Origin of the sequence: Brucella pseudogrignonensis, from assembly GCF_031454375.1 — a bacterium.
Taxonomy (GTDB): domain Bacteria; phylum Pseudomonadota; class Alphaproteobacteria; order Rhizobiales; family Rhizobiaceae; genus Brucella; species Brucella pseudogrignonensis_A.
This window is the reverse complement of record NZ_JAVDQT010000009.1, coordinates 99,438-124,421: the sequence shown is the minus strand read 5'-3', so window position 1 is coordinate 124,421 and position 24,984 is coordinate 99,438. Positions and strand designations below refer to the sequence as shown.

Genomic DNA, 24,984 nt, shown 5'->3' with positions numbered 1-24,984 from the left:
GAAGGAAGGACGTCAATGAGAAGTCCCAAATCAGCAGGTGATTATCCAGGCAGACAGCGCGATTGCAAAGACGCTGTATCGCCAGGTATTGTAGATCTTATTAAACGTACCACTCTGACAGGACATTCTGAAGAGGAAGCTGATGCAGTTGTTTTGGGAACAAGTGTACCTGGTGTTCGCGACCTGATAAACGAAGCGGTCAATGCTGGCTGGGCGCCCACAGAGGCTGCGACCGCAATTAAATTGGTATCTGACGAGCTTCAACGCGGGTTTGTTGGTAAAGAGCTTAAGAACTAGTTGGCATCAGAAATCTAAATTTTCTGCAAACTATGAAAACAACGTGGAACTCAAAAGAGTTTTGGACGTTTTCGTAATACTGGTTCATTCAGTCTATTAACTGGGAGAAATACTATGAAAATCATAACGTTAGCCTTTGCTAGCGCGCTGGCATTCGCGCCAACTTTTGCCTTTTCACAGGACGCAAAAAGTGCGGAAACGCCGGCTGTTGCAACACCAGAAACGAATAACCCAACAGCTCCGGTAGCAGGTAAAAATAGCTTCACAGAAGAGCAGGCAAAAGATCGTTTCGAAGAAGCAGGCTATTCACAAGTAAACGATCTTAAACTGACAGAAGCAGGAATCTGGGAAGCTTCCGCGATGAAGGGAGCGGACAAGGTTTCCGTTCAGCTCGACTATCAAGGCAATGTTACAAAAAAAGCTATGTAATTCAGCTTGAGAAATCGTTTAACTAAGGGAGATTAAAATGCGAACCGTTACAGGTCTGTTTGACGTTTATTCATCAGCTAAGGTAGCTGTTTCAGAACTGGAATCTGCTGGTATTCCATCGTCTGATATCAGCATTGTTTCACGCGACCATGAGAAAGAAAGCAATGCTGCTGAAGGTGCTGGCGTTGGTGCAGGTATAGGTGCTGCCGTCGGTGGTGCGGGTGGATTGCTGACTGGTCTTGGCATTATGGCCATTCCAGGTGTTGGACCTGTCGTTGCGGCAGGTTGGTTAGCCGCCACACTTACTGGCGCAGTTGGAGGTGCCGTTGTTGGTGGTGCAGCAGGCGGACTAATCGGTGCCTTCACTGAAGCGGGAGTGTCTGAAGAAGATGCACATCTCTATGCAGAAGGTGTAAGACGTGGCGGCACTGTGGTCACTGCAAAGGTGCCTGAAGATCGCTACGCAGAGGCAGAGGCTATTCTCTCGCGTGCAAATCGCGTCGACCTTGTAGAGCGCCGCCGCGTTTATACCGAAGATGGCTGGCAGCGGTTTGATACGGCCGCAGCACCATACACCGCTGATGAAGTGCAACGTGAGCGCAGTCGTTATCTATAAAGCACGCGATCATAGACCATGTCGATGATAAAAAACTTCTGGCGATTGATATGAAATAGCGAGTTGAAGGCTTCTTGGTCAATTCTCATACCAATCGTCAGTCGCTCTTATACCGAGGCCATCAATTGATGCTCTTAAAACTTAGAGCGGTAAGAATTTATAAGGAGAAACCTGTTATGGATCACAGTAAACATACGCGCCTTTTACCCACAGAGCTGACACCTTCTATTTTGGAGGGGGCAGTCGTTTATGGAGCCGATGATCACAAAATCGGTAAAGTAGATCATGTCCATGCAATGGGCGCTGCAAGTCAAGTGATTGTTGATGTGGGAGGTTTTCTTGGCATTGGTGCAAAGCCCGTGGCAGTAGCTTTAACCGATCTTGATTTCATGCGCGATGAAAGCGGAGACGTTCATGCTGTGACGAGCTGGACGAAAGACCAGCTAAAAGAGATGCCAGAGCATCGCGATTAATCGCTGCAATTGAAAAAACCCAGCCTATTGCTGGGTTTTTCATTTAAAAAGGCCTCTGGTCACGCGACTACATAATGTATCTGAAATTCAGTGCGATCAATTGAATAATCAAGAACGTCATCCAACCCATAGCATAATATAATTATAATTATTTCATGATAATAATAGTAAATTTCATTGAAAAACAAATAATGAATGATTGGTAATATTTTATCATCCATAAAAATATTAGATATTAATTGAGATGAGTTTTATAAATTTAAACTAATAGGCTTAATAAATTAATTTCTACAATTTGTTGATATCCGTTTTTTCAGCCCTACAATTAAATACTGACAGATTTGCAGGCAGGTATGGCCAAACGAAAGGACCCGCTGATGAAGAGGTTATTTCGCGCCGTTTTGACAGCGGCCACTCTGGTTCTGGCTTCAGCGACATTTCACGCTGGCGCGCAGACACCGCCCGATGTTCTGATCGTCGGGCAAATTGCTGAACCGCAATCACTTGACCCGCACACGGTCACGGCAACGAATGATTTCCGCATCCTTGTGAACATCTATGACGGTCTGGTCCGCTATAAGGATGGCACGCTGGAAATCGAGCCGGCGCTTGCTGAAAGCTGGACCATTTCGGACGATGGCAAAACCTATACATTCAAGCTGAGAGAGCACTTGAAATTCCATGACGGTTCCAATTTCAACGCTGAAGCGGTCAAATTCAATTTCGAGCGGATGCTGAACAAGGATCATCCGTTCTACAATACCGGCCCGTTCCCCCTCTCCTTTAACTTTGAATCCATTGAAAGCGTCAATGCGGTCGATGCAAACACAGTTGAGTTCAACCTGAAAGAGCCGTTCGCGCCCTTCCTGTCAAACCTCGCCTATCCGACCGGCCTCATTGTTTCGCCAGCCGCCGTTGAACAATATGGCACTGAATTTGGTCGCCATCCGTCGGGCACCGGCCCATTCAAGTTTGCCGAATGGCAGTCTGGCCAGCGCGTGGTGGTCGAGCGCAATCCCGACTACTGGGATAAGGCTCCGACCCTGAACGCGATTGTTTTCCGTCCCATCACCGACGCCAATACGCGCGTTGCTGAAATGATGGCAGGTGGCATCGACATCATGGTCGAGGTTCCGCCGGATAATCTCGCAACCTTCAGGCAGGATGCAAATTTCGCTGTCGCAGAACAGGCGGGACCACATGTCTGGTTCAGCATTCTCAACACCAAAAGCGGACCGTTCGCCGACAAGAAAGTTCGTCAGGCTGCAAATTATGCAGTCAACAAACAAGGTCTGGTCGATAATGTCCTCCAAGGTTCTGCAACTGTCGCGGCCGGTCCCGTGCCACCTGCATTCAACTGGGTTGATAATAAAGCCGAGCCTTATCCTTACGATCCGGAAAAAGCCAAGGCGCTGTTAAAGGAAGCAGGCGCTACCAATCCTCAACTCACTTTCTATGTGACAGAAGGTGGCTCGGGGATGCTTGACCCGATCAATATGGGCGCAGCTATTCAGGCGGATCTTCAGGCCGTCGGCTTCAAGGTGAAGATTGAAACCTACGAGTGGAACACCTTTCTTGGTCGCGTGAATTCCGGTCTCGATGGCAAGGCAGACATGGCAGAAATGGCATGGATGACCAATGATCCGGACACGGTTCCATTTCTCACGCTTCGCACCGAAGCCCTGCCGCACAAAGGCGGCTTTAACTCGGGCTATTATTCCAATCTGAAAGTCGATGAATTGCTGACCAAGGCACGCACATCGACCGATCAGGCAGAGCGCGGCAAGCTTTATGGCGAGATCCAGTCCATCGTCCACGACGATGCGCCATGGCTCTTTGTTGCCAATTGGAAACAGAACGCTGTCACAACAGCTGCGGTTCAGGGCTTCAAGCTCCAGCCGTCATTCCTGCTGCATCTCAAAGATGTGACCAAACAATGAAGCTTTGCGCCAGAGGTTACAGCATTGGCCCAAAAATCGTATTTGATTTTTGGAAAGCACGGTGCGTAGATTCAATAAGTTAGAGCGTTCTTTGTGCGCCCAATTGGACGCACGGCGCTCTAGGGCCGCTGGCGCAATTTTACTTGCGCATTTTAAGCAGAAGCGAAACCCGATTTTGCACGAAATGCGCCCCAGATGAAGCGGAGGAGGGCCAATGCCAGCCTATATCTTCAAGCGGCTCATCGCAGTCGTTCCCGTACTTTTCGGGCTGTCCATCATCGTGTTTCTGGTGATGGCATCAATTCCTGGCGATACCGCGACAGCCCTGCTCGGCTCTTATGCAACGCCGGAAAATGTCGAGCGTATCAATCGTGATCTCGGCCTCGACAAGCCACTGGTCCAGCAATATTTCATCTGGATCGGCAATCTGTTGCACGGTGATTTCGGTCGCTCCTTCGTGCTCAATCGTCCTGTTCTCGATGAGGTGCTGGAACGCTTTCAGGCAACGCTTATTCTGGCGGGCGTTGCTCTCGTGCTCTGTTCAATCTTCGGACTTTTCGCAGGCATTGTCTCAGCCGTTCGTCAATTTGGCTGGGCAGATCGCACCATCACCTTCATCGTTCTGGCAGGCATTTCGATCCCGTCATTCTGGCTTGGCCTTCTGTTGATTTATCTCTTCGCAGTGCATTGGCGCATACTTCCGGCCTCCGGCATGTATGCAGTCTATGGCGGCGGTGATCTCAAGGACCTAATCTGGCATCTGATCCTGCCTGCATCGACGCTTGCAGTCGTTGCTGCCGGTGTGATTGCCCGGCTGACGCGCGGGGCAATGCTTGAAGTGCTGCGTCAGGATTATATCCGCACCGCACGCGCCAAAGGGCTCAATGAGCGTCGCGTGATTTACGGCCACGCCTTTCGTGCAGCCCTTGTCAGTGTCATTCCCGTCATCGGCATTCAGGCAGGCTTCGTGCTGGGCGGTGCAGTCTATATCGAGACCGTGTTTCAATGGCCCGGTATTGGCGCCATGCTTGTGAAGGCAATTTCGACCCGCGACATCCTGCTTGTGCAGGGCGGCGTGCTGATCGTGGCAGCCAGCTATGTGCTGTTTAATCTGCTCGCCGATGTCCTTCAGACCATGCTTGATCCGAGGATACGCACATGAGCGCCCTTTCGGAAACCTACACCCCAGCCGCTCCTGCACGCCTGTCGTCATGGCGTCTGCTGATGAGCAATCGTCTGGCAGCTTTTGGCTTTTTTCTGCTCGCGCTCATCTGCGTGCTGATAATAGTCGTGCCAATCCTGCCATTACCCAACCCGGATGCGACAGCACCTGCAAACCGGCTGCAACCCGTCTTCTCTGCAGGTCATCTGCTGGGCACAGACCAGCTTGGACGCGATATTCTGAGTCGCCTTCTCTGGGGCGCACGGGTCTCGGTCGCGGTTGGCTTTGCAGCCACGCTGATTGCCGCCGTGATCGGCTCGGCTATCGGCATCGTCGCAGGCTATGCAGGCGGGCGCACCGACAACTTTATGATGCGCGGCATCGATATGCTGATGGCCTTCCCCTATATCCTGCTGGCTCTTGCAATCGTTGCAGCGCTCGGACCGGGATTGATGAATGCGCTTTATGCAATTGCCGTGGTCAATATCCCGTTCTTCGCACGTAATGTGCGCGGCGCAACACTCGGCCTCGCCAATCGCGAATTTGTCGATGCTGCCCGGCTTTCCGGCAAAGGGCACATTTCAATCCTGCTTACCGAAGTGTTGCCCAACGTGTTGCCGGTTATCGTCATCACCATGTCGACCACGGCAGGCTGGATGATCCTTGAAACGGCAGGTCTCAGCTTTCTGGGTCTCGGTGCACAGCCGCCGCAGGCTGATCTTGGCTCGATGCTCGGTGAAGGCCGCGCGCAAATGTTCACGGCACCGCATGTTTCCATCGTGCCGGGCCTGATGATCTTTCTGATTGTCATCAGCCTCAATGTACTGGGCGACGGTATCCGCGATGTGCTTGATCCGCGTTTGCGCTCCGGTGCTCTTGCCCGTCCCGGCTCGGTAACGGCAATCGCCAGGAACAGAACCGCGCCCAAGACGAGGATGCTGAATGCAGCCCTCGCGGTCGAAAAGCTCGAAACAGGCTTCGTCAACAATGGCAACTACACGCCTGCGGTCAACAATGTTTCCCTGCATCTTAATCGCGGTGAATGTCTTGGCCTGATTGGCGAAAGCGGCTCAGGCAAAAGCGTTACCGCACTTTCCATCATGGGGCTGGTCGCTTCTCCGCCCGGATTGATCCGCAACGGCGCCATCTATCTTGACGGCGAAGACGTACTCGACATGAGCGAAACCGAACTCACCGCCACGCGCGGCAGCAAGGTCGCCTATGTCTTTCAAGATCCGTTGACTACGCTGCACCCGATGTACTCAATCGGCAAACAGGTCGAGGAGGCAATCGCTGCGCATAAATCGATCAGCGCATCCGAACGCCGGGCAGAAGCCATCGCCTTGCTGGAGAAAGTGGGTATTCCGGATGCAAAGGAGCGTGCAGATCATTACCCGCACCAGCTTTCAGGCGGTCAGCGTCAGCGTGTCGGCATAGCCATGGCACTTGCAAATGATCCGGACATCATCATAGCCGATGAGCCGACCACCGCACTTGATGTGACCGTACAGGCGCGCATTCTTGAGCTTTTACGCGATCTCCAGCGCGAACGCGGCATGGCGCTATTGTTCATTACTCATGACTTTGGCGTCGTCTCCGAAATCTGCGATCGCGTTGCCGTCATGAAAGACGGGGTGATCGTCGAGACAGGAGCCGCCCGAGAGGTGCTCGCCAACCCGCAACACAGATATACCAAGCGGCTGATTGCCTGCGTGCCAGAACTTGGCCACGGCAAAGACTTCTATGAGCGCGTGGCAAAGCTGTTCAGCCGCAAACAGACGGAGGCCGCCACATGAGCCGGGCTGCAATCAGTGTCCACAATCTGAGCAAAACCTTTGGTGGCGGACGTACATTTTTCGGCAAACAGCGCCATGTTGTTGAAGCAGTCAAGTCTGTCTCGCTCAATCTCGCTCGCGGCGAAACACTGGCAATCGTAGGCGAAAGCGGATCAGGAAAAAGCACGTTGGCGCGAATGCTGGTGGGGCTTACAGAGCCGAGCGAGGGCACGATGAAAATCGCCGGACAGGATGCCAGTTCACTTCGCCGCTCTGGTCCGCGGGCTTTCGGCAAAGTGATCCAATATGTGTTTCAGGACCCCGTGGCGTCGCTTAATCCGCGCAAGACCATTTGGCAGATACTGGAAACACCCCTGAAACTACTCGGTGAACTTGATAGTCAAATGCGCAGAAAGCGGATGGAAGAACTGCTCGATGCCGTGCAGATGCCAAAAGATACTCTTCTGCGCTATCCGCATGAATTTTCCGGCGGACAGGCACAGCGTATCGCCATTGCCCGCACACTTGCAGCAGATGCCGAAATCATCGTGCTGGATGAGCCGGTAAGTGCACTTGATGTCTCCGTTCAGGCGCAAGTGCTGCTGCTGCTCGATGAACTTAAAGAGCAGTTTGGCCTGTCCTATCTCTTCATAAGCCATGATCTTGCGGTGGTGGAAGCCATTAGCGATCGCGTAGCCGTCATGTATTATGGGGAAATCGTCGAGGAAGCGACCGCCAAGGACCTTTTTGCGAAGCCACAACATGCCTATACACGTCAGTTGATAGACAGCGCGCCGCGCATGAAAAGAGAGTAGCAAACAAGTAGAAAAATTAGGAATAATAGTCTTATGGAATTTGGGGTACAGATGACAGACCGACGGCTTGACGTTTCACATGCCGCTTCAGGATGAAATACCGGTATTGATTTCCTCTTTAAGACAACCATTTGATAAGCGATGCCAAAAGAAAAAGAAGGCGCAACTGTCGCCACTGAGTTGATTAAAACATGGGAGTTACCGTTATCGGCGACCCTCGGTTCTTCTGTACGCGCGAAGGGTATTCTACAGGAGATTAGGGCCAGGCTTCCCATAACGGTTCGCAAAGCTCTTACTCTGGACTCAAAAACGCTTATATTGACTGCATCCTACAATTTGCGAACGACTTTCCGTGCTGCAATCACGATTGTGGATGAAGCGCTCAAAAACATCGCTGCTTTACCCATTATTCCGCGTGAAATTGAAGATATTCTGGTAATTTCGAGTACGGAAAGGCGCAGATGGTTAAATGATGGGCGCTTGCCGAGTGCCGGGACCCGGACAGTACGATTAAGAGGTCGGGCAAAAAAGATAACCTTCCATGTTTTTGATATCGAGTTAATCGAGGATATTCTGGATCGCGATATAGTGATGATCTGGCGTGAAGAAGATTTGGTGACCGCGGCTGAAAACAGGCGACGTGCGGCAATGAAGGCAAAAATTCTCAGGGCTGCTAAAGGAAAAAAGGCTAGTGCACTCAAATCGGAAGCAAACATCGCAGAACCAAAACTGCAAGGCTGGGACGAGTTTAACCTGGATGGTTTTTTAAAGTAAAAATTACTTCGATAAATGCTCTTCGTGCCATATTCTGAATACCGCTTCGATTACTCAAGACTTGTTAGTATTTCCCGATGGCGCTCGTTGCTCACTATGTAAATTGTTCTTCACACGATATTGAATCAAGCGCGGTCGGCACTAAGTCATTAGTGAGTTCATTGGATAGCAAAAATGAAAAGCAAAGCACTCGCAATTCTATTGCTTTCTGCTCTTATGGGTTGTGTCGGCAAAGATGCCCTCAATAATCAAACACGCATTATTCCTGTAGAAAACTTTGAAGCAAATCGCTATCTCGGAAAATGGTATGAGCTTGGTCGCATCGAGAATAGCTTCGAGCGTGGCATGACAGAAACAACTGCCCATTACTCGTTGAATAAAGACGGAACAATAAAAGTCATCAATGCGGGTTTTGATCCTGCAAAGGGGGCATATCGCAGCGCTATCGGTAAAGCAAAGTTCGCCAATGCACCAAATGTAGGCGCACTCAAGGTCTCGTTTTTCGGTCCGTTTTACGGTGGTTATAATGTTGTTGCACTCGATCAGAATTATCAGTGGGCAATCATAGTTGGTCCGAATCCGGATAAATATTTTTGGATTCTATCACGGAAACCAAAGCTAAACAGGTCTCTCAAAAGCAAAGCATTATCTGTTGCAAAAAATATGAAAATTGATCCTTCAAAAATAATTTGGGTCCCACAAGAATCGATTATTAATTAAATAGTATTTCCCATTTTATTCATCTATACTATGTTAAAATATCAAATATGATCTATATATTTGGAATTATAAGGACCGAATAGTATTTTCTTACTCGGAATCTACGTTTGAATTTTTCTCAGTCTCCTTAACGATATGATCCTTACCGTTAGAGAATAATGCAAGTGTGACAAGAGCAAAGACCATTATAATAATTGCCACATCGAAGGCATTAACAGCGCAAGCGATGCCAATGGCACCGGTAGACCAGAGACTTGCTGCAGTCGCAGTTCCCTTAACTGAGGTACTCAGGCGTAAAATCGCTCCGCCGCCTATGAAACCCATTCCCGTAATAACCCCTTCTATGATGCGAGCCATCGCTTCTGGATTATCCGCAGTTAAGCCTTCAGTGGCTTGAACAAAGCCACAACTCGCGACTGCCACAAGCGGAAATGTCCGAAGACCTGCGCTGCGTTCCTCTCGCTCGCGATGCCAACCAATTGGCAAAGCTAATATATACGCAGCTGCTAAGGTTATAACATGCGGCCAGACATTAAAATTATCCGCATTCAAAACTTCATGAAGTGCCGATTGAAACTATTCCATCATTTTCCCACAAGCGACTATTTCGCGTGCTTAACGATCATGTTTGAATAACGTTCCATCATTAATCACAGTATTAAAATAGCTGCGACCCGTCAGTCATATCGCCACTTACATAAAAGAATGCATCAAATTTAAATTCTTTCTTAGGGATCGAGCCGTTGACCTATCATGCAAGTTAAGCTTCTCAAGGGCCCTGTTACCTTAACCTTAGTGTAAACATCAGTGGCGATAACGGGTGATTACCGAACCACTTTTTTCGCTTTATCGTCGTCACCGTTATCCCGCTGAGATTATAGCAGAAGCCCTATGGTTGTATTTCCGCTTTCATTTGAGCTATCGCATGGTTGAAGACATGCGGGCATATCGCGGGATCATCGTCACATATAAGACTATCCGCGAAGTTCGGGCGAGCCTATGCCAATACCATCTGTCGTCGTACGCCACGGCGGGTGACAAATGGCACCTCGACGAATGTGCGTATCCATCAAAGGTGAGCATAACATTCTTTGGTGATAGCTTGATCAGGATGGCTTCGTGCTGCATGCCTTGTTCAGAAACCCCGCAATATTAAGGAAGCCAAGCGTTTCATACGCAAACTACTCTGTGCTCCGGACTGCGCACCACGAATTATGGTCACTGATAGACTACGATCAAATGGCGCTGCCAGGCGGGTAACAGGCATTGGTGGTTGCAATCATCGCCAGCATAAAGGTTTTAACAATCGGGCAGAGAACTCGCATCAGCCGATCCGACGACAGGAGCGTGTTATGAAGCGCTTTAAATCAGCACTACATTTAAAAAAGTAAGCTTCCATTCACGATCCTATTTACAACCTGCATTTCTTCCCAAGAAATACTTTCAGGTCCGACTGATCACCGTGAATTACGACAAGCCACAACCAGCATGTGGTGCGAAATTGCATGCTTGCGATCTGCATAACAGGGGAGCCAAAGGATGACTTACGTCTGTACTCTGCTTAACATAACACTGCCCTGCCCACTTTTACGCCGCCTGTTGGTTGGCGCTTACGATCAGGTGGATACCAAGGGCTTTCATCACACCAAGCAGAGTTGAAAGCTTAGGGTCGCCTTTTTCGCTCAGGGCTTTGTAAAGGGCTTCGCGGGTTACGCCTGCTTCTTTCGCAACATTGGTCATATCAAGAGAACGAGCAATGTCTCCGACAGACATAGCATTATCCTCGCTATCGCCATCTTCAAAGGCGGCTTCGAGATAAGCAACTCGATCCTCTGGTGTTTTAAGGTAATCGAGAATGTCAAAACGGGTGGTTTCGAGAGGCATATTAAATCACCTCTGCCATCTGCTTCGCCAATGAAATGGCTCGGCTTTGTGATGAACTATCGCCGCCGCACAACAGCATAACAATGGTTGACCCCATTGTTACAAAATAAATCCGATAACCGGGGCCTTAGGTCATCCGCATTTCGTCGACACCTTCTCCAACGACTTTCACGTCACCAGGATTGCCAAGCTCCATTCTACGGATACGTGTAACAATCCGTAGACAAGCATTGTTGTTTCGAAGCTCGGCGAGCCATTTAGCAAATGTTGTGGTTTAGCGAACTTCGATCATGCGTAATCTTTAGTTCACAAAGAAGCGCTTGTCAGTAGAAATGTAAACTTTGGATTACATCAGCATTATATAACAGAGGAGTGATGGCGTTATCCCTGCCTGCTCAGGCTACTGCACCCACGACATCATCCATTTGCCCATGTCGTTCGTGAAGCTAATTTCGAGCCACCATCCCAAGAAAAATAATCCTGCAATCAAACTCAGCGCTGTGACCGTCGATACCGCTTTGTTCAAATAAAAATCCCCCACCGAGTAAGCAAATAAGAAGGCCCGTTTGCGTGTCGGGAGACAATACGCAGTGCGCTGGAGAATTGTAAATATGACAATCATCATTTCGCAAAACATGGTTGTCACCACGGCGCAGCCGGGCACGAGTGGCAAGCCCTGGTCTGCGTGGCGCAATTATGTGAGCCGTGCCTACGTGGTCGCGGTGTCTGAAGATGCGCTTCAGTTCGCTTCCATAAAAAGCTTTGAAAGAAACGTTAAGCTCGCAAGACCTCTCTACCCTCGACCCACACACGCACAATATCATCTCTGCTGGCGTTCAGTATGATCTTTGCAGCTGTTTCTTCCAGGGTGTCGATGCCCGGCCAAATTTTAATGGGGCTATTCGGGCGATTAGTCTCTATGAGGACTGCATCGAAGCGGAAGCCTGGCGCGAACTTTCCAACTGACAATCCAATTGCTTCACCTCCACCGGCGGTCGCTAACCAGAGCATTTCTGCAACCGTTACCGGAGCACTGGATACACCTCTGTTGGCTGCTGGCGTCGTTGCATCAACACCGCTTCCATGAACCCGGGATGCTATGAGGCCATGACGACACGCATCAAGAACTGAGGGGCTATGGCCACCGGAAATGTCACTACCCAAGCCCGTCCTCACATCCATATCGAGTGCGAGTCTGAGCGGAAACACCGCATTGGCGAAGTAGAAATTCGATAACGGACAATGCGCAACCGCTGCACCTTTCTCTCGAATAAGCTCGAGATCCTGCTCGTTCACGAAATTTGAGTGTGCGAGCACCGTATGTTCACGCAGTAATCCAAAGTCGCGCAATACTTCGCTGTCGGTACGCCCATGCCGTTCAAGAACAAAGTCGCGTTCCCAATCACTTTCCGAACAGTGCGTCTGAACGAGACAGCCAGTTTCGGCGGCCAGTTCTCCGAGCCCTTGCAGAAGTTCATCGGTGCAACTCGGGATAAAGCGCGGCGTAATGATCGGCCTGACTAACGCCTCTTCTCTTCCCGCCAAAGCATGTACACGATTAATGAAACTGCGCGTATCCTCGATCGCGGTGTGCGCACTCTGATCGCGGTAATATTCCGGGCATTGCCCGGCATCATCCATCGCCACTTTTCCGACAAAGGCGCGCTGACCTTCATCAAGGCAGATTTGGGCCAGTTCAACTGAGGCCTCCACATGCGTCGTGGCGAAGTAAACCGCAGTTGTGGTGCCATGTGCTAACAGACTGCGCACCAAATCGCGATAAACTATGCGTGCAAAATCAACGTCTTCATAACGGGCTTCGAGCGGAAAGGTATATTTCTGCAACCAGACTTCGAGTGGTTCGTCCAAGGCTTTGCCGAGTTGCGGCCACTGCGGCGCATGAATATGAAGATCAACAAGGCCCGGCATGAGAATGCTTTCTCGAGAAAGCTCAATCAACCGGTTCGAGACTTTTGCATTCAAGACCAACTCATCGAAATCCGGCGTACCTTCTGCCTCGACGTGGGTAATGACGCCTTTTGAATCAACGGCTATCGCCACGCAATCCATCGCCTCTATTCGACCGCGCTCGGGAGTGTGGAAGGCCGCACCGCAGATTACCGTATTACGCATAAAAATCCTCAATACCGTTCGTTTTGTGAAGCCTTGGGAAACCGGCAACAAAACTTGGGATAAACCGAAACTGACGGAAATCTTCTAAGTGAATTGTCGATCCATTTCTATATTAAGATCAGAGGGTACGAACGCGCCCAGCAAATAATGGCTACGCGGTGCCAAAAAGGGACATATAATGGAATCACAACAAGCATATGAGGGTGCTCTCGTCGCCGGACCTGAGGATAAAATCCCTCCTGCTAAGGCAGCGTTTCTCGGCCTTCAGCATGTGCTGGCGATGGATGTTTACATCGTACCGTTTATCATTGCTTCTGTGCTGGCCTTTAACGTTCCTGATTCAGCGGCGTTCATCCAATCGGGTTTTCTGGCAGCGGGCATCGCAACTCTTATCCAATCGCAATGGGTCATGCGGCTGCCGATTGTCCAGGGCCCGTCTTACGTGCCAATCGGTGCTGTTCTTGCTATAGCTTTCGGTGCAGGTGGTGGCGTAGCTGGTCTTTCAACCGTCATCGGCGCACTAATCCCCGGAGCCATAATTATTGCCCTGCTTGGAATGACACGTGTTTTCCATAAAATTGTTGGCCGGCTGGTGCCACCATTGGTTGGCGGAACAATCATCATTGTTGTGGGCATCGCCCTCATGCCTGTTGCGCTGCGCGAAAGCGTATTTGCTGTTCATGGAACAGGAACTCTCACCCAGAACATAGTGCTTGCAGCAACATCAGCTGTACTGCTCGTTGCCTGCATTGTCGTTGGGCTCAGCATGGGTAACAGAGGCAATTGGCTTCGTGTCTCATCAGTAATCATCGCGCTCGCCGGCGGTTGCATTGCAGCCTCATTAATGGGGCGTTTCAGCTTACAGCCTGTATACGATGCGGAATGGTTCAGCGCTCCCCGCATCGCGTTTGTTAATTTCGATGTAAGCTTTTCCATCTCAGCGATACTCACAATGATTGTGGTTTATCTCGTCGTACTGGCTGAAACGACGGGAACGTGGTTTGCAATAAGCGCCGTAACCGACAAACCGTTAACCAACAAGCAGCTGGACCGCGGTGCAATAGGTGAGGGCCTCGGCTGTTTTGCCAGTGCGTTGCTCTGCAGCACTCCTGTGACCGGATACTCGTCGAATGCCGGCATTATTGCTGTAACGGGTATTGCCAGCCGCGTGGCCTTTGCAGCAGCTGGCATCTTTCTTGTTCTATTCGGTTTGATTGGCAAGCTGGCTGCAGTGATCGCAGTGATACCAGCTCCCGTCATCGGTGGTGTTTTTGGCGTCGTCTGCGCTGTCATCGCGATCAATGGCTTTCGCGTGATCCGTAATTGCGCGCTGACCGAACGCAACATGCTGGTGGTTGGCCTGCCGATCCTGATGGCACTTTTTGCAACTTTAGTGCCTAAAGAATTTGTTGATGGCCTGCCTGATCTCGTGCGGTACCTGCTCGGCTCGTCAATCGCATTCGGCGCTATCTTCGCGATCATTCTGAACATTATACTGCCTCAGGAAAAGCAGCAAAGGGTTTGACGGAAGTGACCCTCAACTCGCCGCTACAGCAACAAGGATCTGAGGTGGCGAGTTGAGTATTTAAACGCAGCAAATCAGCAAATGTTGGATGATACTGATCCAGAGCTAGTCGGTGAATTGTGATGTCTTCATCGGAATCTTCTCCAAAATCATTGTAAAAATTCTACTTTTAAAATCAATTAGCTCCGGGGGAAATTACGTCACGAGCGGGTGACTGGCAGGAGGGAGCGACGAATGAAACGCACGCTATAGCCTCACGACAATACAGTGATTGAATCAAACGAAAAATATTTACTTCCGCTATTTGGAGTTCTTTTGCCGACTTACTCGTTATAAGGTTTTGACAGACACTTATAACGCCGCTGCAGAATGGTTCTCTCGACCCTCACCAGAGCCATCACCCGAAAAAAAGCGTAAGCGAGGAAAGATATCGTTATCAGTTATCGAACAATGTTCGCGGAGTTACTCAACCGGACAATGGATGCACAATTTGCAGCAGACTTTCCTCTGGAAGGATGGTTCGTGAACGTTACAGTCAAAAATGGTGATTACTGGTGTCGCGACCTCCCCAGACCCGAAGGCAAAGATAAGCGTAGTTACGTAGGCCCTGCGAGTGACTAAGCGATCAGTGAGCCGGTAAATGCCGACAAAGAGATCAAGGACCACATTAGGGAGAGAAGGCGCATGGTCAGCACGCTGCGACGCGCTGGCTTTCCCGGTTCTGATCCTTTTGCAGGCGATGTCACCAAAGCCTTAGCCGAGGCCGGACTGTTTCGCTTGCACGCTTTGCTGATGGGGTCAGTGGCATTCAGCACTTACGCTGGAATGCCAGGTGCCCGCTTGCCTGCCACCGCGATGCAGACAGGCGACGCGGATTTTGCCCAGGACTTCGCAATATCATCTGAGGTCCAGAACAGCCTGCCGCCAATCCTCAAAATACTACAGTCGGTTAATCCACATTTCCGGGCTGTTGCGCATAAGACAGATAAAGCAAGCCTATCCGCACGGTGCTTCTTTTCCGTAAAGGCGTCAACATCCTCGTTCCTGCTCCCGAAAGATATGCCATTCACAAACTGATTATGTCTTCGCGGAGGCTTACAGACACGTTAGTACACTTGAAGGCTGACAAAGGCCTTACAAAGGCCGCTCTGCTCTTCGAAGCTCTGGTGTAAACGCGTCACGGTGATGAACTGAGAGATGCGTGGGAAGAAGCATGTGATCGCGGTGGCGCATGGAAAAAAGGCATCGTCAGTGGCCTTTCGAGATTGCCCAAAAACGGAGTTGAAGCATTAAAAATAACGCTAGGCTCCGATATCGCGGAAAGCCTGCTGAAAAAATAATGAATGGATTATCATCCCGTCAACGAGCAAGCTGTTCAAAGCAAACAGAGTGCGAGCCCGCGAGTGACGGATCAAAGAAAATAACTATGATAGCCAGCAAAGAGAATGAGGATCGGCATTAATATATGCGCGCCAAGATATCCTGGCATCCCGATGTCTATTAAGATTGGCCACGACCGACTATGTCACTATGTCCAGCCAACAACCTTAATAGTATTCTTAACGGCCTGCACAGCGCTTCAGTGCAATGCTTTTTTTTACGTATTAGTCCAACTGCAATGGCCATTTCTGAGCGCCATGGAAAACAGTAATAATTTCCACTACCCCGGACTGTCGCCGGTATACGATAACATACGGAATGTCTCCCAACGGATATTCGCGAGAGCCCTTTATACGCCCCACCCGTCCCATTGAAGGATAACTTAGGATATTATCAACGGCCGATACAATCCGCGTTACAATTTGAGCAGCAGCATCGGGATTGTCTTTCGCGACATAGCCACCTATCTGGTCGAGTCGCCGAATGGCGCGGCGCGTCCACCATAACGTCGAAGCACTCATGCGCTGCGGCCAGTTCCTACGTACTTTTCTATTACGTTGCCCAGCTCTTCTGCAGTCGCGAATTCTTGGCGATCAGCTTCAGCCATACCTGCATGAATCTCCGCCAATTGCCACTCTTCCCGAGCCACATAGTCTTCGATGGCTTGTGCAGCCAGATATGCACGTGATCTATCAGACAGCGCAGCAATTTTATCAAGTTTTCTGACGATGTCATCCTGAACACGAACTGTGAACGCAGCAGTCATGATGCAACTCCCCATGGTTCACTTAGATTATCTATGAACCGTCATGGTTCGTCAAGACAAGTTCGTTTTGCTGCGTTTCTTGCAATCACTCGTATTTGTAATTACCATATAAGAATCGAAAGCGTTCGAGGCTTGAGTGCCAGTCAAAAATCCCAGCTCTGATTAAAGCCCGTCGGACAACGTTTCCATATGCTGTGAAAACAAGCCTGCAAAAGTGGTCCGTTGGTTTGACCCAACCAAGAGCATGATACATTTGGGTTAGCTTTTCCAAGGTGCGATATCTTGTCCACAGAGGTTCCAAAAATTGAAGATTGACTCACACTTGTTGGCATCGTTTGATCGGGCAAGTGTGGGGGATCTGTAAAATGAGGCAAAAGCCCAAAGCAGAAATTCCATCTCTTTATTGATGTAAAAATGGAGTTCTGTTGTGTTCAAGTTCACCAGACGGGGAATGTTTCATCTTGCTCTCACTCTCGCCGGTTCCACGGCGCTGGGCAGCCTTGCCACAACGGCAGCACAGGCTCAGGACAAGATCCTGCTCATCATCAATGGCGCGCTCGGCGATAAATCCTTCTTCGATTCCGCTGCCAATGGCATGAAGATGATCAAGGACAAGTATGGCGACGACGTCGAAACCAAGATTTTGGAAATCGGTGATGATCCGACCAAGTGGGAGCCGGTTTTCCTTGATGCGTCCGAACAGGATTGGGATCTGATCATCGGCGGTACCTACCAGATGTCGGAAACCGTTGGCTCCGTTGCGCAGCAATATCCGGACAAGAAATACGTCCTTTACGATGCAAGCGTGCCTTATGAAGAAGGCGGCTACGACAACGTTTATTCGATCCAGTACAAGCAGAACGAAGGTTCCTATCTCGGTGGGATGCTGGCGGCTTCGCTCCTGAAAGACGGCAAGCTCGGCGATACCGGAAAGAATCTCGGCTTCCTTGGCGGCATGGATATTCCGGTCATCAACGACTTCCTCGTTGGCTATATTGCTGGCGTGCAGGCAATTGAGCCGGACGCCAAAATCGCGATCTCCTATGCAGGCTCCTTCATGGATGCGGCAAAGGGCAAGGAACTTGGCCTCGCGCAGTATCGTTCGGGTGTATCGCTCGGCTTCGTCGTTGCCTCGCAGACTGGCCTTGGTCAGCTTTCGGCTGCAAAAGAAACCGGCAAGTACGTTCTGGGCGTCGATTCCGATCAGGAAGCCATCTTCAAGGACAGTGATCCGGCAATGGCCAAGCAGGTCGTCAGCTCCGTGCTGAAGAATGTCGATGTCAGCCTTCTGCAAGCCTATGACCGCTTCAAGGAAGGCAATCTTCCATTCGGCAAGGCTGAAGCGCTCGGCCTGAAGGAAGGCGCTGTCGGCATCGTGCAGGATGGCAACATGGCTTCCATGGCCACGCAGGAAATGAAGGACGCCATCAAGAAGGCTTCCGATGAAATCTCCGAAGGCAAGGTCACGGTCCCAACCGCATTTGGCATGAGCACCGAAGATCTCAATGCGATCCGCAACAAGGTTCGTCCATAATCGTGGAAAAACAAGCTGAAAACATTGAAGGCGGCGATGCAATCGTCGCCTTCCGAGATGTGAGCAAGGTCTATCCGAACGGAACGGTTGCACTGCGCGATGTGTCGTTTTCGATCCGCGCCGGTTCGATCCACGCCATTTGCGGCGAGAACGGTGCAGGCAAATCCACGCTCATGAAAATCCTGTTCGGCATCGAAAATGCCACCGCAGGCGAGATCGTGATCGACGGCCAGACGATCTCATCATGGTCACCGGAAGATGCCAGCGCCCGAGGTATCGGCATGGTGCATCAGCATTTCTCGCTGGTGCCGACACTGACCGTCACCGAAAATATCATTCTCGGCCATGAGCCGGTGAAAGGCGGGTTTATCGACCGTGTGAGCGCGCGCAAATCGGTCGAAGAGCTGATGCAGCATTATGATCTGCACGCGGATCCGGATGCGATCACCGGTACGCTTTCTGTTGCAGCCCAGCAGAAGATCGAAATCCTCAAGGCGCTGGCGCGTCGCACACGGCTGCTGATCCTGGATGAGCCGACCGCCGTTCTTTCGCCGCCCGAAATTGAAGAGCTGATGCGCAGGCTGAAAGCACTGCGTGATGAAGGCATCACCATTCTCTTCATTTCTCATAAGCTCAATGAAGTGCGCGAACTGGCTGAAAGCGTCACGGTCTTGCGCGCAGGCGCAGTTGCAGGAACCGAAAAGCTCGCCGATGTGCCGGACGATGCCATCATGCAGATGGTTATGGGCCACGCGGTCGAAATTCCGGAACGCGCACACAAGCTGAATGCGACGCAAACAGTTCTTGAAATGAAGGGCGTCACCATTGAAGCCCTCGACCCTGCCGACCGTATCCGCGATGTAAACCTCACCATCGGCGAAGGCGAAATCGTCGGTGTTGCCGGTGTGGATGGCAGCGGCCAGCGTGGACTGGTTTCCTCATTGTCTGGTCTGATGCGCGCATCTCAAGGTGCAATCACCCTTAACGGCGCAGATATGTGTGCTGCCGACACGGCCAGCTGGCGCAAAAAAGGCCTGGCCTATCTGCCTGCCGACCGCTTTTCACAAGGCGGTGCGCCGGGCCTGTCTCTGGCTGAAAACACAATTGCCGGCACGGACGGAAACCGCGACACTGATTTCGGCCCCTTCCTGCGATGGAGCGCGATCAAAGCGCGTGTCAGCGGCATGATTAAACAATATTCGGTGCGTGCAGGAGCGATCACCGAAAGGCTCGACTCGTTGTCGGGCGGCAATGCGCAGAAGCTTATCGCTGCGCGCGAACTTGCCACCAAACCGAAATTCCTGATCGCCGATCAGCCAACACGCGGCATTGATGTTTCAGCGGCAGCCTTCCTGCATCGCCGCATCGATGAAGTGGCGCAGGGTGGCTGTGCTGTGCTTCTCGTCAGTGCCGATCTCGATGAATTGCTGCGGTTGAGCGATCGCATTGTCGTGTTCTTCAATGGTCGCATTGTTGCCGTTCTCAGAAACGGACCCGATATTACTCCAGCGGTCCTTGGACCTTATATGCTGGGCACGCGAGATGCAGCCTGATGCGTAGATTTGTATCCTATCTTATTCCCTTCTTTCTGACCGTGCTGGTGATCGGCGTCATCATGGCGCTGCTGCTCGTTCCATTGGCCTTGATGCAGGATAATCCGGCAGGTGTGCTCAAGACCTTCTTCCTCGGACCATTTGGCAGCATTCGCCACATGGGCAATGTGGTGGAAGCTGCAACGCCGATCATGCTGACGGGCCTCGCCATCACCATTCTTTTCCGCTCCGGCCTGTTTAATCTGGGTGCTGAAAGCGGTTTCTATCTTGGTGGACTGGGTGCGGTTGCGGGAGCCGTTCTGCTGCCGTCGCTTGGCTGGTTCTCGCTGCCGGTTGCCATTTTGTGCGGTGCGGTTGCGGGCAGCTTTGCCTGCACGATCCCGGCAGCGCTGCGCCTGCGTTTCGGCGCATCTGAAATGGTAACGTCTCTGGTTCTCAACTACGCCTTCCTGTTTCTCGGCCTCTTCGTGCTCAATTATGTCATTCGCGACCCGGCTGCGGGCGGCATGATGTCCATGCGCATTCCACCCGAAGCAAAGCTCGACCGGCTTCTGGCAGGCACGCGCTTGAACTCCGGCTCGATCATTGCCATTCTCGCCTGTATCGCAGGTGGCATCTGGCTTTACTGGACACGTTCCGGTCTCAATATCCGCATTGCAGGCTCCAGTCCCGGATTTGCAAATCATCTGGGCCTGCCACTCAAGGGCATCATCATGCGCGCGCAGATCGTTGGTGGTCTGGTGGCAGGCATGGCCGGTGCGCTCGAAGTTTTGGGCTTGCATAACCGCTTCGCATGGCTGGACCTGCCCGGTTACGGCTGGACGGGGCTGGTGGTTGCAATCCTTGGCCGCGAAAACCCATTCCTGCTCATTCCGGCAGCTTTGTTCCTTGGGTTCGTTCAGGTTGGCGGCGATCTTCTCGCCCGCAACATGAATATCCCGACCGAAGTTGTGGGCCTTGTCACCGCCGCTATCATGGTTGGTGCCACGGCAAGCGTCATTCACAAACATCCAACCGTGCTGCGTGTGATCCGAAACTTGCGCAATCGTGAAGGAGAGCAGTCATGAGCGCAGTTCTCGCACAAATCCTCGATCCAGCTTTCATCGCGACCATTCTGCGTGTCGGCACGCCACTTTTGCTGGCAGCGCTCGGCGTGATGATTTCTGACCGTGCAGGCGTGCTGAATATCGGCATGGAAGGCATGATGCTGATTGCAGCGCTGATTGCGGTTCTCGCAAGTGCGGCGACGGGAAGCCCGGCCATTGGTCTCCTTGCGGCTCTTATAGTCGGCGCCTTTCTCGGCTGGCTGATGTCGCTATCGGTCAACAAGCTCGGCACCGATCTCATCATGACCGGCATCGCGCTCAATATTGCCGCGGCAGCAGGCACAACGCTGGGGCTTTTCGTTGCCACCGGCGACAAGGGCATGTCGGGCGCATTGAAAAGCGGGGCGCTGCCAAGCCTCAGCATTCCTTATATCGGCAATATCCATATCCTGAGCTTTGTCGCATTGCTGGCTGTTCCGGCCGTCAGCCTTCTGATGATGCGCACGCGGTTCGGCCTTCATCTGCGCGCAACGGGTGTTGATCCCAAATCCGCGCGCGCTGCAGGCATTCACACCGGACGCGTTCAGATGCAGGCGCTTATACTTTCTGGCATCTTTGGCGGCGCGGCAGGCGCCTATCTCTCACTCGGCTATGTGACATGGTTCGGCCAGAACATGACCGCTGGTCGTGGCTTCATCGCGATTGCAGCCGAAGTGATGGGACAGGGAACAGCTTGGGGAACGCTGGTCGCAAGTCTTGTGCTGGCTGCAGCGGAATCGCTGGCAATCACCTTGCAAAGCCTTGGACTGCCGTTCGAGCTGATGCAGATGATCCCTTATCTCGTGCCCGTTGTGGTGCTGACGGTACATGCCGCAAGAAGACAGCGGCGTGCAAGACAGTTGAAGAAATCCTGAAATGCATGAAAACGAGAAAAACATGAAAGCTTGGGAGCTGACACGCGATCTGCTGCGCGACACGAAGCCTGTTATACGCACGGCAGAAGAGCAGACATGGGACGCAAGCGCCGTCATGAAGGCGCAGGACGATCTCATGGCCATGTTCTGGAAAAGCAATGTGCCGGGGTCAGCCGCACCCGAATGCCTGATGGCCGGTGCGCTGCAATCGCTTGAAAACAAGGGCTATGTGCTGGCACCCTATGCAGAGCTTCTGCGCGACGGGCTTGCAGCACTGGAGCGCTCTGATTTTGAAACGCTTTATCGCATCGATATGCGTTTGCGCATACTCATGCGCGCGGCAAAGCCCGATCCCGAGCATCCATCGCAGAAAACCATCCGCTTTGCATCATGGGAAGCGTTTGACGCGAGCGTGAAGTGGCCGGACGATGTGGCTTATCCTATCCAGTCTGATGATTTCCGAGACCGTACCGCGGGCGCATGGATGGCGCAGTTGGTGGGCGCTGCGGCTGGCACAGCACTTGAGGGCTATACGGCTGAAAACATCATGGAGGTTTTCGGTCCAATCCGCGATTATGTGCGCGAGCCCAACACCTATAATGACGACATCACCTTTGAAATCGCCTTTCTGGAAGCCTTTGGCGAGAAGGGTTCTTCTGTGACCAGCGCCGACATTGCCGAACGCTGGACGTCGCTGATCCCGCTTGGCTGGTCGGCAGAGGCAATCGCCCTTTCGAATATGCGTCGCGGCCTCACGGCGCCTGAAACCGGCACGTCCGACAATCCGTTCGATGAATGGATCGGCGCTCAGATGCGCGGCACAATCTGCGGCATGGTCGTGCCGGGACGTGCGCGTGAAGCTGCCCGCCTTGCCTGGATGGATGCGGAAATCTCCCACGCCGGTAACGGAATCCTGGGCGAAGTTTTCAATGCCGTCATGGCGGCCCGCGCCTTTGCGGTTCAAAACACGCGCGAATTGCTGGTCTCAACCGCAGAGCTTTTCTCGACTGACACGGAATATGGTGCGGTTCTCGCGTTCGCGCTTGATGCCTGCCGTGCTGCTGACAACTGGCAGGACGCCTGGGCAAAATGCGACGCTGAATATGCCGAGTATAACTGGATTCACGTCACGCCAAATGCCGCGGCACAAGTTGTGGCGCTCTGGTTCGGCGAAGGCGACTTCGATCAGACGCTGGAAATCGTCTGCGGCATCGGCCATGACGTTGACTGCAATGCCGCGCAGATTCTGAGCATGATCGCCATCCAGCACGGCCCCGGCATTATTGCAGAACGCTGGTCAAAGCCACTCCTCGCCGACGACATCGTCACCTATATGCGCCGCCCGGCGAAAATCTCATTCGATGCGCTTGTCGATCAGACGGTTAGTGCAGCGCGCAACGCTCTTTAAAATCCCCTATTAGGAACACATCATGGCCCGTAAAATTATTATCGATACCGATCCCGGTCAGGACGATGCAGTCGCCATTCTTCTGGCACTCGCAAGCCCTGAGCTCGACATTCTCGGCATCACCGCCGTTGCTGGCAACGGCCCGCTGGCTCGCACTGAAATCAATACCCGCACCATCTGTGAAGTTGCGAAAAAGCCGGCCACAAAAGTATTTGCGGGCTCTATCCGTCCGCTGGTGCGCCCCCTCGTAACGGCTGAAAACGTTCATGGCAAAACAGGCCTTGATGGTTATGATCTGCCTGCACCCACCATGCCGCTTCAGGCACAGCATGGCGTCGATTTCATTATCGAAACACTGATGAAGGAAGAAGCTGGCACTGTCACTCTCTGCCCGCTCGGCCCTCTCACGAACATTGCCTCTGCACTCATCCGCGAGCCGAAGATCGCTGAACGCGTCAAAGAAATCGTGCTGATGGGCGGCGGCTATTTCGAGGGCGGCAACATCACGCCATCGGCTGAGTTCAACATCTATGTCGATCCACATGCAGCCGCAGTTGTGTTCAAGTCAGGCATTCAAATCACCATGATGCCGCTTGATGTCACGCACAAGGTTCTAACCACCGAGAAGCGCATCGCAGCCATTCGCGGCCTCGGCACGCATGTCGGCGAAGTGGTTGCTGCGTGGCTTGAATTCTTCGAGCGCTATGACGAAGCAAAATACAGCACCGATGGCGGCCCGCTGCATGACCCGAACGTCATCGCCTTTCTGCTGAAGCCTGAACTTTACTCGGGCCGTCATTGCAACGTGGAAATCGAGATCAATTCGGAAATGACAATCGGTGAAACAGTCGTCGATTGGTGGGAAGTTACCGATCGTCCAAAGAACGCACTCTTCATCAAGGATGTTGATGCGGATGGTTTTTTCACGCTACTGACTGAGCGTCTCGCTAAACTTTGATACTCCATTGTAAGTCAACGGCGGAATAAAATCAGGCCAAAAGGAGGTGGACTTGTCCCGTTTTATTTCCGCCTCTTTATCTCTTTTCGGCGTTTATTTGTTCGAATTGAGCGGGCGATATTCCTCCGAGCGTCGAATGCCGTCTGCGTATATTGTAAAATCCATTGATATATTTGAAAAGCGCATCTGTCAGCTGTTGACGTATTTGCCAGGCATGTCGCCAAATCAACTCGGCCTTCAGTGTCTTGAAGAATGTTTCTGACACAGCATTATCCAAGCAATTTCCTTTTCCAATCATCGAGACTTAAAATTCGTGCTGCTTCGACCGCTTTTGATCGTCATGAGAACAATATTGACTGCCTCGGTCTGTATGATGAATGCAGCCGGGCTCTGGACTGCGCAAAGCAATTGCTCTGTTCAATGCCTGTAATATAAGGTCTTGTTTCAAGCGATCACTGACAGCCAAACCAACAACCTCCGTGAATGAAGATCAATTTTGACAGCGAGATATATTCTTCTCGTGTCCATAAGTAACTGATATCACCCGCCCATTTCTGATTAGGCTTGTCAGCCGAGAAGTCCTGATCCAGTAAGTTCGGCGCTATATTGAAAGTATGTTTGCTGTCAGTTGTCACCTTATGATAGATTACGATCAGGCGCGACTGCCTACCAAAACGGCACTGTTCGCGGTAGGGACGCTCATTACTGAGCGCCCCCGCACAGATCCGGACGTGCAGAATTCCCGCATCCGGCTCCTACCTTGAGTATTTGACGGCAAAGCGCGCATTCGGCCATGGGTGAAAGATTTTTGGCAACGGCAGCCACTCATCGGCAATCCTCAGCATTCGATCCCATCGCAACGCATGTTTCTGACTTCGACGC

Annotated in this window: 22 protein-coding genes and 3 pseudogenes; 19 read left to right on the top strand and 6 right to left on the bottom strand. The window is 51.7% G+C overall.

Features of this window, described 5'->3' with window-relative positions:
• Positions 1–15 precede the first annotated feature (15 nt).
• The 10 genes from J2782_RS19775 to J2782_RS19730 all read left to right on the top strand — a co-directional run bounded on the left by J2782_RS19775 (position 16) and on the right by J2782_RS19730 (position 9,001).
• Entirely contained in the window at positions 16–297 is a 282-nt protein-coding gene (locus tag J2782_RS19775) for a hypothetical protein (protein ID WP_310015620.1), read from the top strand.
• A 114-nt stretch (positions 298–411) separates the two neighbouring features.
• Complete coding sequence (locus tag J2782_RS19770; protein ID WP_310015619.1) at positions 412–726, top strand: PepSY domain-containing protein; 315 nt, start codon at positions 412–414, stop codon at positions 724–726.
• Between the two features lie 37 nt (positions 727–763).
• The gene (locus J2782_RS19765; RefSeq protein ID WP_310015618.1) at positions 764–1,342 is read left to right on the top strand and encodes a hypothetical protein; all 579 of its coding nucleotides are present in this window, start codon (positions 764–766) and stop codon (positions 1,340–1,342) included.
• A 176-nt stretch (positions 1,343–1,518) separates the two neighbouring features.
• On the top strand, positions 1,519–1,815 hold the full coding sequence (locus J2782_RS19760; protein WP_310015617.1) for a PRC-barrel domain-containing protein: 297 nt from the start codon (positions 1,519–1,521) through the stop codon (positions 1,813–1,815).
• 377 nt (positions 1,816–2,192) lie between these two features.
• A complete protein-coding gene (locus J2782_RS19755; RefSeq protein WP_310015616.1) occupies positions 2,193–3,755 on the top strand; it encodes an ABC transporter substrate-binding protein in 1,563 nt (520 codons plus the stop codon).
• Positions 3,756–3,969: 214 nt separating this feature from the next.
• A complete protein-coding gene (locus J2782_RS19750; protein ID WP_079213247.1) occupies positions 3,970–4,917 on the top strand; it encodes an ABC transporter permease in 948 nt (315 codons plus the stop codon).
• Entirely contained in the window at positions 4,914–6,713 is a 1,800-nt protein-coding gene (locus J2782_RS19745; protein WP_310015615.1) for a dipeptide/oligopeptide/nickel ABC transporter permease/ATP-binding protein, read from the top strand. The genes J2782_RS19750 and J2782_RS19745 overlap by 4 nt, the downstream gene beginning before the upstream one ends.
• Positions 6,710–7,507, top strand: coding sequence for an ATP-binding cassette domain-containing protein (locus tag J2782_RS19740; RefSeq protein WP_310015614.1), 798 nt, complete (start codon positions 6,710–6,712; stop codon positions 7,505–7,507). Before J2782_RS19745 ends, J2782_RS19740 begins: the two co-directional genes overlap by 4 nt.
• Positions 7,508–7,648: 141 nt before the next feature.
• Positions 7,649–8,281 (top strand): hypothetical protein, encoded by a 633-nt coding sequence (locus tag J2782_RS19735; protein WP_310015613.1) that lies wholly within the window; start codon positions 7,649–7,651, stop codon positions 8,279–8,281.
• Positions 8,282–8,455: 174 nt separating this feature from the next.
• Positions 8,456–9,001 (top strand): lipocalin family protein, encoded by a 546-nt coding sequence (locus tag J2782_RS19730; protein WP_310015612.1) that lies wholly within the window; start codon positions 8,456–8,458, stop codon positions 8,999–9,001.
• A gap of 90 nt (positions 9,002–9,091) precedes the next feature.
• On the opposite strand, the gene J2782_RS19725 is transcribed toward J2782_RS19730, so the two are convergent.
• Entirely contained in the window at positions 9,092–9,553 is a 462-nt protein-coding gene (locus J2782_RS19725; protein WP_310015611.1) for an MgtC/SapB family protein, read from the bottom strand.
• Between the two features lie 271 nt (positions 9,554–9,824).
• On the opposite strand from J2782_RS19725, the pseudogene J2782_RS22975 reads away from it, so the two are divergent.
• Positions 9,825–10,525 (top strand): annotated as a pseudogene (locus tag J2782_RS22975) (IS6 family transposase).
• Positions 10,526–10,588: 63 nt separating this feature from the next.
• Here J2782_RS22975 and J2782_RS19715 read toward each other — a convergent pair.
• Both J2782_RS19715 and guaD read right to left on the bottom strand, forming a co-directional pair.
• Positions 10,589–10,885: an addiction module antidote protein gene (locus tag J2782_RS19715; RefSeq protein WP_310015609.1), complete on the bottom strand. Its 297-nt coding sequence runs from the start codon at positions 10,883–10,885 to the stop codon at positions 10,589–10,591.
• Positions 10,886–11,659: 774 nt separating this feature from the next.
• Positions 11,660–13,018, bottom strand: coding sequence for a guanine deaminase (gene guaD, locus J2782_RS19710; protein ID WP_310015608.1), 1,359 nt, complete (start codon positions 13,016–13,018; stop codon positions 11,660–11,662).
• Between the two features lie 178 nt (positions 13,019–13,196).
• Here guaD and J2782_RS19705 point away from each other — a divergent pair, with 178 nt between their 5' ends.
• Entirely contained in the window at positions 13,197–14,543 is a 1,347-nt protein-coding gene (locus tag J2782_RS19705; RefSeq protein WP_310015607.1) for a solute carrier family 23 protein, read from the top strand.
• A 450-nt stretch (positions 14,544–14,993) separates the two neighbouring features.
• A pseudogene (locus tag J2782_RS19700) lies at positions 14,994–15,883 on the top strand (GSU2403 family nucleotidyltransferase fold protein).
• Positions 15,884–16,147: 264 nt separating this feature from the next.
• On the opposite strand, the gene J2782_RS19695 reads toward J2782_RS19700, so the two are convergent.
• Together J2782_RS19695 and J2782_RS19690 are read right to left on the bottom strand one after the other, a co-directional pair.
• The gene (locus J2782_RS19695) at positions 16,148–16,444 is read right to left on the bottom strand and encodes a type II toxin-antitoxin system RelE/ParE family toxin (RefSeq protein WP_310015606.1); all 297 of its coding nucleotides are present in this window, start codon (positions 16,442–16,444) and stop codon (positions 16,148–16,150) included.
• Positions 16,441–16,689 (bottom strand): CopG family ribbon-helix-helix protein, encoded by a 249-nt coding sequence (locus tag J2782_RS19690; protein WP_310015605.1) that lies wholly within the window; start codon positions 16,687–16,689, stop codon positions 16,441–16,443. Before J2782_RS19690 ends, J2782_RS19695 begins: the two co-directional genes overlap by 4 nt.
• A 427-nt stretch (positions 16,690–17,116) precedes the next feature.
• Between J2782_RS19690 and J2782_RS19685 the strand changes: the two genes are divergently transcribed.
• The 6 genes from J2782_RS19685 to J2782_RS19660 are packed head-to-tail and all read left to right on the top strand — an operon-like array spanning position 17,117 to position 24,102.
• The gene (locus J2782_RS19685) at positions 17,117–18,223 is read left to right on the top strand and encodes a BMP family ABC transporter substrate-binding protein (RefSeq protein ID WP_310015604.1); all 1,107 of its coding nucleotides are present in this window, start codon (positions 17,117–17,119) and stop codon (positions 18,221–18,223) included.
• Between the two features lie 2 nt (positions 18,224–18,225).
• Entirely contained in the window at positions 18,226–19,776 is a 1,551-nt protein-coding gene (locus J2782_RS19680) for an ABC transporter ATP-binding protein (RefSeq protein ID WP_310015603.1), read from the top strand.
• Positions 19,776–20,843, top strand: coding sequence for an ABC transporter permease (locus J2782_RS19675; protein WP_310015602.1), 1,068 nt, complete (start codon positions 19,776–19,778; stop codon positions 20,841–20,843). Before J2782_RS19680 ends, J2782_RS19675 begins: the two co-directional genes overlap by 1 nt.
• Positions 20,840–21,736, top strand: coding sequence for an ABC transporter permease (locus J2782_RS19670; RefSeq protein WP_007877405.1), 897 nt, complete (start codon positions 20,840–20,842; stop codon positions 21,734–21,736). The genes J2782_RS19675 and J2782_RS19670 overlap by 4 nt, the downstream gene beginning before the upstream one ends.
• A gap of 22 nt (positions 21,737–21,758) precedes the next feature.
• Positions 21,759–23,144 carry an ADP-ribosylglycohydrolase family protein gene (locus tag J2782_RS19665; protein ID WP_310015601.1) on the top strand — a complete coding sequence of 462 codons (1,386 nt, stop codon included), beginning with the start codon at positions 21,759–21,761 and terminating at the stop codon, positions 23,142–23,144.
• A 22-nt stretch (positions 23,145–23,166) separates the two neighbouring features.
• On the top strand, positions 23,167–24,102 hold the full coding sequence (locus J2782_RS19660; RefSeq protein WP_310015600.1) for a nucleoside hydrolase: 936 nt from the start codon (positions 23,167–23,169) through the stop codon (positions 24,100–24,102).
• Between the two features lie 76 nt (positions 24,103–24,178).
• Here the strand turns inward: J2782_RS19660 and J2782_RS19655 are convergent.
• Positions 24,179–24,746: pseudogene (locus J2782_RS19655) on the bottom strand (IS3 family transposase); the annotation flags it as partial.
• Between the last annotated feature and the right edge of the window lie 238 nt (positions 24,747–24,984).

Excerpts from the sequence above, each read along its gene's own strand:
- J2782_RS19730 (WP_310015612.1), top strand. The coding sequence starts at position 8,456 with ATGAAAAGCAAAGCACTCGCAATTCTATTGCTTTCTGCTCTTATGGGT.
- J2782_RS19750 (WP_079213247.1), top strand. The coding sequence starts at position 3,970 with ATGCCAGCCTATATCTTCAAGCGGCTCATCGCAGTCGTTCCCGTACTT.
- J2782_RS19690 (WP_310015605.1), bottom strand. The coding sequence starts at position 16,689 with ATGACTGCTGCGTTCACAGTTCGTGTTCAGGATGACATCGTCAGAAAA.
- J2782_RS19755 (WP_310015616.1), top strand. The coding sequence starts at position 2,193 with ATGAAGAGGTTATTTCGCGCCGTTTTGACAGCGGCCACTCTGGTTCTG.
- J2782_RS19670 (WP_007877405.1), top strand. The coding sequence starts at position 20,840 with ATGAGCGCAGTTCTCGCACAAATCCTCGATCCAGCTTTCATCGCGACC.
- J2782_RS19695 (WP_310015606.1), bottom strand. The coding sequence starts at position 16,444 with ATGAGTGCTTCGACGTTATGGTGGACGCGCCGCGCCATTCGGCGACTC.
- J2782_RS19740 (WP_310015614.1), top strand. The coding sequence starts at position 6,710 with ATGAGCCGGGCTGCAATCAGTGTCCACAATCTGAGCAAAACCTTTGGT.
- guaD (WP_310015608.1), bottom strand. The coding sequence starts at position 13,018 with ATGCGTAATACGGTAATCTGCGGTGCGGCCTTCCACACTCCCGAGCGC.
- J2782_RS19745 (WP_310015615.1), top strand. The coding sequence starts at position 4,914 with ATGAGCGCCCTTTCGGAAACCTACACCCCAGCCGCTCCTGCACGCCTG.
- J2782_RS19770 (WP_310015619.1), top strand. The coding sequence starts at position 412 with ATGAAAATCATAACGTTAGCCTTTGCTAGCGCGCTGGCATTCGCGCCA.
- J2782_RS19775 (WP_310015620.1), top strand. The coding sequence starts at position 16 with ATGAGAAGTCCCAAATCAGCAGGTGATTATCCAGGCAGACAGCGCGAT.
- J2782_RS19665 (WP_310015601.1), top strand. The coding sequence starts at position 21,759 with ATGAAAGCTTGGGAGCTGACACGCGATCTGCTGCGCGACACGAAGCCT.
- J2782_RS19705 (WP_310015607.1), top strand. The coding sequence starts at position 13,197 with ATGGAATCACAACAAGCATATGAGGGTGCTCTCGTCGCCGGACCTGAG.
- J2782_RS19715 (WP_310015609.1), bottom strand. The coding sequence starts at position 10,885 with ATGCCTCTCGAAACCACCCGTTTTGACATTCTCGATTACCTTAAAACA.
- J2782_RS19765 (WP_310015618.1), top strand. The coding sequence starts at position 764 with ATGCGAACCGTTACAGGTCTGTTTGACGTTTATTCATCAGCTAAGGTA.
- J2782_RS19760 (WP_310015617.1), top strand. The coding sequence starts at position 1,519 with ATGGATCACAGTAAACATACGCGCCTTTTACCCACAGAGCTGACACCT.
- J2782_RS19660 (WP_310015600.1), top strand. The coding sequence starts at position 23,167 with ATGGCCCGTAAAATTATTATCGATACCGATCCCGGTCAGGACGATGCA.
- J2782_RS19735 (WP_310015613.1), top strand. The coding sequence starts at position 7,649 with ATGCCAAAAGAAAAAGAAGGCGCAACTGTCGCCACTGAGTTGATTAAA.
- J2782_RS19675 (WP_310015602.1), top strand. The coding sequence starts at position 19,776 with ATGCGTAGATTTGTATCCTATCTTATTCCCTTCTTTCTGACCGTGCTG.